Genomic DNA, 10,159 nt, shown 5'->3' on the forward strand with positions numbered 1-10,159 from the left:
AGCGGTGTGTCAGTCACTGAAATGTCGCCTGACACTCTGCATTCGCGAGCAGGCTCGCTCCCACAGGGTTATTCACATGACGAAAAATCAGTGGGCCTGGCCATGCCACGGCACGAGTTTGCGTTGCAGGGCGCGCAAACCCATTTCCATGGCGAAGGCGATCAGCGCGATCACCAGAATCCCCAGCACCACCACATCGGTGACCAGGAACTGCGCGGCGGACTGCACCATGAAACCCAAACCGCTGGTGGCAGCGATCAGTTCGGCGGCGACCAGTGTCGACCAGCCCACGCCCAGGCCGATTCGCACCCCGGTCAAAATGTCCGGTAGCGCACTCGGCAGAATCACATGGCGAATCAGCTGCGACCGTGTTGCGCCCAGCGACTGGGCGGCGCGCAACTTGGCCGGGTCGACGGTGCGTACACCGGTGGCGGTCGCAATGGCGATCGGCGCGAAAATCGCCAGGTAGATCAGCAGGACTTTCGACAGTTCGCCGATGCCGCACCAGATCACGATCAACGGCAGATAAGCCAACGGCGGAATAGGGCGGTAGAACTCGATCAGCGGATCCAGTACGCCCCGGGCGATACGGTTGGCACCGATGGCAATCCCGACCGGCACGGCAGTCAGTACCGCAAAACCGAGGCCCAGGCCAATGCGGCCAAGGCTCGCGCCCAAGTGCTGCCACAGGGTCGAATCCATGTATCCGCTGGTCGCCAGCAGCCAGCCTTTTTGCAGCACGGCGGAAGGTGGCGGCAGGAACAGCGGTTCGATCAAACCGCTCGCCGTTACGGCCCACCAGATGACAATGAGTACCACCAGCGTCAGCAGGCTGATCCAGCGAGTGCTCAAACTGCGACGGAGCGCAATCACGGTGGCCCCGGTTTTTACCGCGGCGGCGGGAATTTCGTAGCTGCTCATGCGTGCTCCTGACGCTGGGTGGCACTGCGTTGGGAGAACACTTTGGCGAGTACGTGTTCGCGGGTTTCGATAAAGCGCGGGTCGGATTTAATCGAGCGGGCCGATTCACCGGCGGCGTAACGCTGACCGAAATCCAGGCTCAGGCGCTCGACGATTTGCCCGGGATTGGGTGCCAGCAAAATCAGGTCGGTGGCGAGGAACACTGCTTCTTCAATGTCGTGGGTAATCAGGAAGACCGGTTTTGCAGTGCGGCGCCAGACTTGCAACAGCAGTTCCTGCATTTGCTCGCGGGTAAAGGCGTCGAGGGCGCCGAAGGGCTCGTCCATCAGCAGCACGCGCGGGTCGGCGGCGAGCGCGCGGGCCAGGCCGACGCGCTGTTTCTGGCCGCCTGAAAGCTGCCATATGCGGCGGTTTTCAAAACCGGAAAGGTCCACCAACGCGAGCATTTCCCTGGCCCGGATTTCGCGTTTGTCCCGAGCAATGCCAGCCAGTTCCAAGCCGAAACCCACGTTGGCCAGCACGTCCTGCCAGGGCAGCAGGGCATCATCCTGAAACACCACGCCGCGTTCAGCGCTCGGGCCTTTGACCGGCACGCCATCGAGGGTGATACGCCCGGCGCTGGGTTCGACGAAACCGGCAATCAGGTTCAACAGCGATGTCTTGCCACTGCCGGACGGGCCGAGGGCGACCAGCAGCTGCTGGGGCCCCAGGGTCAGGGAAATATCCGCCAGCACAGGTGTAGGGCTGCCTGGGTACTGTGCGCTGATGCGCTCCAGCTGTAGCAAGGCCATCGCGGTTAACTCCCGATCAGTTGGTGATGAACTTGGCGCTGACGTATGGCGCGTAATCCGGCAGCACGGCCTCGACCTTGCCTTGCTCTTTGAGGAACACGGCGGTGTCGGTAATGGCCTTGGTGGTCGGTGCGCCGAGGCTGGTCACCTGATCAGCCGCCAGGGGGTAGACGTTACCTTGCAGCAGCAGGGGGATGTCACTGGCCTTGGCGCCGGAGAGTTTCACCAGCTTGTCGACGTTGCTTTGGTTGGCGAGCCAGGCTTGCGGGTCCTTGCGGTAATCGGCGTAGGCATCCAGGGTCACTTTGGCGAAGGCAGTGACGATTTCCGGGTGCTTCTCGGCGAAGTCCTTGCGCACGATCCAGGCATCGAAGGTGGGGGCGCCGAACTTGGCCAGTTCACCGGAAGTGATCAGCACTTTGCCGTTTTCTTTTGCTACACCGAGCGCCGGGTCCCACACGTAGGTGGCGTCGATGTCACCGCGTTTCCATGCCGCGATGATCGCCGGCGGGGCAAGGTTGAGAACGGTGACTTTCGACGGGTCGATGTTCCAGTGCTTCAACGCGGCCAGCAGGCTGTAGTGGCCGGTGGAAACGAATGGTACGGCGATTTTCTTGCCGATCAGGTCTTGTGGAGTCTTGATCCCGGAACCGTCGCGGGCCACCAGGGCTTCGGCGGCGCCGATCTGGGTGGCGATGAGGAAGGTTTCCACCGGGACTTTGCGGGTGATGGCTGCGGTCAGCGGACTGGAACCGAGGTAGCCGATCTGCACGTCGCCGGAGGCGATGGCGGCGATGATGTCGGCGCCGTTATCGAATTTGCGCCAGCTGATGTCGGCCTTGGTGGCTTTTTCGTAGGCGCCGTCGGCCTGGGCGACTTTCGCCGGGTCAACGGTAGTTTGGTAGGCGACGGTGACGTCAGCCGCCTGGGCAAACAAACTCGCCGCAGCCAAAGATGCGGCCGCCAGCAAGCGAAGAGGGAAAGTCAGTTTCATGGGAAAGCTCCTTGTCAGGCGACCGAGAGTCGGTGTGAAAAGGAGACTAAATGATATAAGAATTCGAAAATAAATAACTTTTTCGAATGAGCTTATGAGCGGAAAATTCTAAGGGAGATTAGTCGGGGATCGCTTTTGTGGCGAGGGGATTTATCCCCGTTGGATAGCGAAGCTATCCCCAAAGCGTCAAACGGGATGCATCAGATGTAACCGGGACAATGGTTTTACGGCGGCTGCGCCGCCGAACGGGGATAAATCCCCTCGCCACAAGAGAACCCTGTCATCACAGGGTTTTCGGTCAGTTGCTGATCGCCAGAATGCTCGCCTGATACGATCCGACAAATACATCGAAATCGCCCACCTCGTTCTGCTCCAGTTCAACCTGCTCAGCCAGCGATGAACGTGCGCGCTCTTCAAACTTCGCCTGGTCTTCGCTGGACAGTGGTTCGCTACGGAAAAACTCCGCATGGGCCTGGCTTTGGCGCAACGAGAACTGGGCAAAGCTTTCCTTGTGCTCGGCCATCGCCGCCAGCACTTGGGCCGATGGTGTCAGGGACGGGTCCTGGACCTTGGCCAACTGTGCATCCAGCGCCTTGCTGTGGGCATCGCCGCCATGGCTCTGATCGAGCAGCGCGGCCAGCGGAGCGATGTTTTCCAGCAGTTCGCCAGCCCACTCTTTCAGGTCCACCGGGTGGCCGTCGCGTTGCAGTTGCAGGCCCGGACGCCGGCCTTCCTTGACCACGCTGAGGAAGTTCGACGTCGCGTTGCCACAGCTGGTGCTGGTCAGCAGCGGGCTATCGTTCAGGGCACAGTACAACAGGAAGGCGTCGAGGAAACGTGATTCGGTGATGTCGATGCCCATCGGCAGGAACGGGTTGATGTCCAGGCAACGTACTTCGACGTACTGGATGCCGCGGGCCATCAGCGCCTGGATCGGCCGCTCACCGGAATAGGTCACGCGTTTCGGGCGGATGTTGGAGTAGTACTCGTTTTCGATCTGCAGGATGTTGGTGTTGAGCTGAACCCACTCACCGTCCTTGTGCGTGCCGACCTCGACATACGGCGCATACGGCGTGGCCACCGCTTTGCGCAGGCTGTCGGTGTAGCTGACCAGGTCGTTGTAGCACGGGGTCAGGCCGGCCTGGGCGTTGCTCTGGTAACCCAGGTCGCTCATGCGCAGGCTGGTGGCGTACGGCAGATACAGGGTGTGTGGATCCAGCTGTTCCAACTGGTGCGAACGACCGCGCAGGAAACCGGCGTCCAGGGCCGGCGATGCACCGAACAGGTACATCAGCAGCCAGCTGTAGCGGCGGAAGTTGCGGATCAGGGCGATGTAGGACGACGACTGGAAGTCCCGGTCGGTGCCGACAACACCCTCAGCCGCCTTGAGCAGCGGCCAGAGTTTTTCCGGTAGGGAAAAGTTGTAATGGATCCCGGCGATGCACTGCATGGTCTTGCCGTAGCGCAGGGCCAGGCCCTTGCGGTACACGTACTTGAGCTGACCGATGTTGGACGTGCCGTAATAGGCGATCGGGATATCTTCCTCGGCCGGCAACGGGCACGGCATCGATGGACTCCACAGGTACTCGTTGCCGAGCTTGCTGTAGGCAAAACGGTGAATGCTGTCCAGGCTCGCCAGCGTATCGGCAGGATCGGGCAGGGCCGGGGTGATGAACTCCAGCAGCGACTCGGAATAGTCGGTGGTGATCTGTTCATTGGTCAGCGCGGAACCCAAGGCTTCCGGGTGCGGCGTTTGCGCCAGGCGACCTTCGCCGGTCACGCGCAGGCATTCGCGTTCGATGCCGTGAAGGCACTGTTCGAGCAGAGAGAGGTTAGCGCGCTCGCCGAGCAGGGCCAGGCGGCGGTTGAGAAGTTCGCTCAAGTTGGATTCCTTCACGCGTCAGTCGCCCCAATATGGGGGTGGGCAAGACGGTCTACAAGGGTGAAGTTGAAACTGGCGTTTTCGCCTGGTTTTTGTACCGAACGCCGCAATTCCCTGTGGGAGCGAGCCTGCTCGCGAAGAGGGCGTGTAAGTCAGCAGTGAAGCCACCTGACACACCGCCTTGGCGAGCAGGCTCGCTCCCACAGAAAACGTCAGCGCTGCGGTCACAGCGCCGAAATTACCTCAAATCGATGACGGCTAGCTACAGGACAGCGAACGTGCCTTGTGCTTTTGCGACCAGTTTGTCGCCTTGCATCACGTCGGCTTCGACCACCAGCGTGCGGCGGCCCGGGTGGATCACCCGCGCCGTGCACATCACCTCGCCGTCGGCGACGGCGCGGATGTAGTTGATCTTGCACTCGATGGTCGCGCTCTGCTGGTCAAAGCCGTGGGTGCTGGAACAGGCCAGCCCCATGGCAATGTCCACCAGACTGAACAGGGCTCCACCGTGCAGCTTGCCGCCACGATTGCGCAACTGCGGTTCAAGCCCCAGGGCGACTTGCGCCACCCCGGTTTCCAGACTGTGCAGACGACAGCCCAGGAGCCTGAAAAATGCGCTTTCGGTCAGCCCGGCCGGGATGTCCATCAGCGTTTCTTCAACTGCTTGGCGTTGGCGAACAGCGAAGCCATGGCGTTGTTGGCCGGGGCTGCCGCCGGGGTTTCCTTGCGTGGTGCGCTGTTCTGGGATTGGCGTGGCGCCGAGCCAGGACGTGCGCCACGGGCACCGTCGATTTTCTCGCCCGGGGTATCGCTCATGCGCATCGACAGGCCCACGCGCTTACGCGGGATGTCGACTTCCATGACCTTCACTTTCACCACGTCGCCGGCCTTGACCGCTTCACGCGGATCCTTGATGAACTTCTCCGAAAGTGCAGAGATGTGCACCAAACCGTCCTGATGCACGCCGATGTCGACAAACGCGCCGAAGTTGGTCACGTTGGTCACCACGCCTTCGAGGATCATGCCCAGTTCCAGGTCCTTGAGATCTTCGACGCCTTCCTGGAACTCGGCGGTCTTGAACTCCGGACGCGGATCGCGACCTGGTTTTTCCAGTTCTTGCAGGATGTCGGTGACGGTCGGCAGGCCGAAGGTCTCGTCAGTGTATTTTTTCGGATCCAGGCGCTTGAGGAACGCGGCATCGCCGATCAGCGAGCGGATGTCGCGGTCGGTTTCAGCGGCGATGCGCTGCACCAGCGGGTAGGCTTCCGGGTGCACGGCGGACGAATCCAGCGGATTTTCGCCGTTCATGACGCGCAGGAAGCCAGCCGCCTGTTCGAAGGTTTTCTCGCCCAGGCGCGCCACTTTCTTCAACGCTGCGCGGGTTTTGAACGCGCCATGCTCGTCGCGGTGGCTGACGATGTTCTGCGCAAGGGTCGCGTTGAGGCCGGAAATTCGAGCCAGCAGCGCCACCGAGGCGGTGTTCACGTCCACGCCGACGGCGTTCACACAGTCTTCGACTACAGCATCCAGGCCGCGCGCCAGTTTCAGCTGCGACACGTCGTGCTGGTACTGGCCGACACCGATGGATTTCGGATCGATTTTCACCAGCTCGGCCAGTGGATCCTGCAGGCGACGGGCAATGGACACGGCGCCGCGGATCGACACGTCGAGGTCCGGGAATTCCTTCGAGGCCAGTTCCGACGCCGAATAAACCGATGCACCGGCTTCGGAAACCATGACTTTGGTCATCTTCATGGCTGGGTATTTTTTGATCAGTTCGGCGGCCAGCTTGTCGGTTTCGCGGCTGGCGGTGCCGTTGCCGATGGCGATCAGGTCCACTGAGTGCTTGGCGCACAGGGCCGCGAGAATCGCGATGGTCTGGTCCCACTTGTTGTGCGGTACGTGCGGGTACACCGTGGCGTGATCCAGCAGTTTGCCGGTGGAATCGACCACGGCCACCTTGCAGCCGGTGCGCAGGCCCGGGTCGAGGCCCAGGGTGGCGCGCGGGCCGGCCGGGGCCGATAGCAGCAAGTCGTGCAGGTTGTGGGCAAAAACGTTGATCGCTTCGGTCTCCGCGCCATCGCGCAGCTCGCCCAGCAGGTCGGTTTCCAGGTGGGTGTAGAGCTTGACCTTCCAGGTCCAGCGCACCACTTCGCCCAGCCATTTGTCGGCCGGGCGGTTCTGGTTCTGGATACCGAATTGCTGGCCGATCATGCCTTCGCACGGGTGCATGGTGCCTGGAAGTTCATCACCGACTTTCAGCGCGGAACTGAGAATGCCTTCGTTGCGGCCACGGAAAATCGCCAGGGCGCGGTGCGATGGCATGCTTTTGAGCGGTTCGTCGTGTTCGAAGTAATCGCGGAACTTGGCGCCTTCCTCTTCCTTGCCGGCGATCACGCGGGCACTGAGAGTGGCTTCCTGCTTGAGATAGTTGCGCAACTTGTCCAGCAGGCCCGCGTCTTCGGCGAAGCGCTCCATCAGGATGTACTTGGCCCCTTCGAGGGCGGCCTTCACATCGGCCACGCCTTTTTCGGTGTCGACGAAGCGTGCGGCTTCGACCTCCGGCGTCAGGCTCGGGTCGTTGAACAGACCGTCGGCCAAGTCGCCGAGGCCGGCTTCCAGGGCGATCTGGCCCTTGGTGCGGCGCTTCTGCTTGTACGGCAGGTACAAGTCCTCGAGGCGGGTCTTGGTGTCAGCGAGCTTGATGTCGCGTTCGAGTTGCGGGGTCAGCTTGCCTTGCTCCTGGATGCTGGCCAGGATGCTGATGCGCCGTTCGTCGAGTTCTCGCAGGTAGCGCAGACGTTCTTCCAGATGACGCAGCTGGGTGTCATCGAGGCTGCCGGTCACTTCTTTCCGGTAGCGGGCGATGAAGGGAACGGTAGAGCCTTCATCGAGTAGCGGGACGGCCGCTTCGACCTGTTGTGGGCGTACGCCGAGTTCCTCGGCGATGCGGCTGTTGATGCTGTCCATAAAACCACCTGACAAATTGTGAAAGCAGGCTCGCGGGCGCAGGGATAACGGCCCGGCGAGTCTGGTTGAGCGGCCTGGCCTGCGCCGCTACCTGGATCAAAAGGTATCCCGTTGACCCGTGAAATCGAACAATTACTGCCGGCGCCATGAAAATAAAAAGCGGCCACCCGGCGTAACGATCAGACGTTGCCTGACACAAAAGGCCGCGCATTATAACCAGCGTTCTGTCCTTCGGGGGGTATCGCAGGCTGTAGGCAAAATGCCTGGATTCCTGGCGGTGAAGGAAAAATCTGCTAACAATGCACACGGTGCGTATAACGGCAGCTACGCCATAATGCGCGCCGAGATCAAAGGAGCATCCAATGAGCAGCACTGCAAACATTGCTGAAGGCGAAAAAATTCTTATTGTTGACGACGATCCGGGGCTCAGCAGCCTGCTGGAGCGTTTTTTCGTCAGCAAGGGCTATCGCGCCCGCGCCGTACCGAACACCGAGCAAATGGACCGCCTGCTGGCACGCGAAGTGTTCAACCTGGTCGTTCTCGACCTGATGCTGCCCGGCGAAGACGGCCTGACCGCCTGCCGCCGCCTGCGCGGCGCGAACAATCAGATTCCAATCATCATGCTGACCGCCAAGGGCGACGAGCTGAGCCGTATCAAGGGCCTTGAACTGGGCGCCGACGATTACCTGGCCAAGCCGTTCAACCCGGACGAACTGATGGCGCGCGTCAAGGCCGTCCTGCGTCGTCAGTCTGCACCGGTGCCGGGCGCGCCGGGCAGCGAAGACGAAAGCGTGACCTTCGGTGACTACGAATTGTCCCTGGCCACCCGCGAGCTCAAGCGCGGTGAAGAAGTGCACATGCTCACCACCGGTGAGTTCGCTGTACTCAAGGCGCTGGTGATGAACGCTCGTCAGCCTCTGACCCGCGACAAGCTGATGAATCTGGCCCGTGGCCGCGAATGGGATGCGCTGGAGCGTTCCATTGACGTTCAGATTTCCCGCCTGCGCCGGATGATCGAGCCTGATCCGTCCAAGCCGCGTTACATCCAGACTGTCTGGGGCGTGGGCTACGTGTTCGTTCCGGATGGCGCCGCCACCAAGTGATCGGCGATTTGTAGGAGCGGGTCGTGCGGGCGACGGTCAGCCGACCTTGCCCGCAGACTTGCGACCCGCAATATGCGAGCATCGCTCGTTCCTGCAAGTGTGTAGCGCTTACCATGAAAACCCCGGTTTGGTTCCCCCAGAGTTTCTTCTCCCGCACCCTTTGGCTGGTGCTGATCGTCGTTCTGTTTTCCAAGGCACTGACCCTGGTTTATCTGTTGATGAACGAAGACGTGCTGGTGGATCGCCAATACAGCCACGGTGTCGCCCTGACGCTGCGTGCCTATTGGGCGGCCGATGAAAACAACCGCGACAAAATCGCCGAAGCCGCGACCCTGATCCGGGTGGTGGGTGCCGGCGTGCCGGAAGGCGAGCAACACTGGCCTTACAGCGAAATCTATCAGCGGCAGATGCAGGCTGAACTGGGTGCCGATACCGAGGTGCGATTGCGCATGCACTCGCCACCGGCATTATGGGTTCGAGCGCCAAGCCTGGGCGACGGCTGGCTGAAAGTGCCGCTGTATCCGCATCCGTTGCGCGGTCAGAAAATCTGGAATGTGCTGGGATGGTTCCTGGCCATTGGCTTGCTGTCCACCGCGTCGGCGTGGATTTTCGTCAGTCAGCTCAACCAACCCCTGAAACGTCTGGTCTACGCTGCGCGGCAACTCGGCCAGGGCCGCAGCGTACGTCTTCCAATCAGCGATACGCCGAGTGAAATGACCGAGGTGTATCGCGCCTTCAACCAGATGGCCGAAGACGTCGAGCAGGCCGGTCGCGAACGCGAGCTGATGCTGGCCGGGGTGTCTCATGACTTGCGTACGCCGCTGACCCGCTTGCGGTTGTCCCTGGAGCTGATGGGCGACCGAAGCGATCTGACGGATGACATGGTCCGCGACATCGAAGACATGGACGCGATTCTCGACCAGTTCCTGGCATTCATCCGCGACGGTCGCGACGAGTCGGTGGAGGAGGTGGACCTGAGCGATCTGGTCCGCGAAGTCGCTGCACCGTACAACCAGAACGAAGAGAAAGTGCGCTTGCGACTGGAACCGATCCAGCCGTTTCCTTTGCGTCGGGTGTCAATGAAACGTCTATTGAACAACCTGATCGGCAACGCCCTGCATCACGCGGGTAGCGGGGTCGAAGTGGCGGCTTATGTGTCGGGGGATACCAGTGCGCCGTACGTGGTGCTGAGCGTCATGGACCGTGGTGCCGGGATTGATCCATCGGAGCTGGAAGCGATCTTCAACCCGTTCACCCGTGGCGATCGTGCCAGGGGCGGGAAGGGCACCGGGTTGGGGTTGGCGATCGTGAAACGGATTGCTTCGATGCATGGCGGCAATGTTGAACTGCGCAACCGTACCGGCGGTGGGCTGGAAGCGCGGGTGCGCTTGCCGTTGGGGTTGTTGTTGCCGCGGGATGCGGTCTAAAGGCGGAAATCTTCAGGGAGTCTAGTGGCCTCTTCGCGAGCAGGCTCGCTCCCACAGTTGAAATGTATCCA

The 10,159-nt window shown here is 61.3% G+C and carries 8 protein-coding genes; 2 read left to right on the forward strand and 6 right to left on the reverse strand.

What is annotated here, in order from left to right; genetic code table 11:
• Positions 1–87 precede the first annotated feature (87 nt).
• The 6 genes from tauC to ACW9HW_RS26340 form a co-directional block, all read right to left on the reverse strand.
• On the reverse strand, positions 88–921 hold the full coding sequence (gene tauC / locus ACW9HW_RS26315) for a taurine ABC transporter permease TauC (RefSeq protein ID WP_095192385.1): 834 nt from the start codon (positions 919–921) through the stop codon (positions 88–90).
• Positions 918–1,712 carry a taurine ABC transporter ATP-binding subunit gene (gene tauB, locus ACW9HW_RS26320; RefSeq protein ID WP_095192384.1) on the reverse strand — a complete coding sequence of 265 codons (795 nt, stop codon included), beginning with the start codon at positions 1,710–1,712 and terminating at the stop codon, positions 918–920. The genes tauC and tauB overlap by 4 nt, the downstream gene beginning before the upstream one ends.
• A 16-nt stretch (positions 1,713–1,728) precedes the next feature.
• The gene (gene tauA, locus ACW9HW_RS26325) at positions 1,729–2,706 is read right to left on the reverse strand and encodes a taurine ABC transporter substrate-binding protein (RefSeq protein ID WP_095192383.1); all 978 of its coding nucleotides are present in this window, start codon (positions 2,704–2,706) and stop codon (positions 1,729–1,731) included.
• Between the two features lie 298 nt (positions 2,707–3,004).
• On the reverse strand, positions 3,005–4,588 hold the full coding sequence (gene gshA, locus ACW9HW_RS26330) for a glutamate--cysteine ligase (protein WP_095192382.1): 1,584 nt from the start codon (positions 4,586–4,588) through the stop codon (positions 3,005–3,007).
• Positions 4,589–4,850: 262 nt separating this feature from the next.
• Positions 4,851–5,234, reverse strand: coding sequence for a PaaI family thioesterase (locus ACW9HW_RS26335; RefSeq protein ID WP_095192381.1), 384 nt, complete (start codon positions 5,232–5,234; stop codon positions 4,851–4,853).
• Positions 5,234–7,558, reverse strand: a complete 2,325-nt coding sequence (locus tag ACW9HW_RS26340) for a Tex family protein (protein WP_457402207.1) — start codon at positions 7,556–7,558, stop codon at positions 5,234–5,236. Before ACW9HW_RS26340 ends, ACW9HW_RS26335 begins: the two co-directional genes overlap by 1 nt.
• A 362-nt stretch (positions 7,559–7,920) precedes the next feature.
• On the opposite strand from ACW9HW_RS26340, the gene ompR reads away from it, so the two are divergent.
• On the forward strand, positions 7,921–8,661 hold the full coding sequence (gene ompR, locus ACW9HW_RS26345) for an osmolarity response regulator transcription factor OmpR (RefSeq protein WP_020795794.1): 741 nt from the start codon (positions 7,921–7,923) through the stop codon (positions 8,659–8,661).
• Between the two features lie 113 nt (positions 8,662–8,774).
• Entirely contained in the window at positions 8,775–10,088 is a 1,314-nt protein-coding gene (locus ACW9HW_RS26350) for an ATP-binding protein (RefSeq protein ID WP_095192379.1), read from the forward strand.
• Positions 10,089–10,159 lie beyond the last annotated feature (71 nt).

The organism is Pseudomonas sp. SDO5532_S415, from assembly GCF_054071155.1.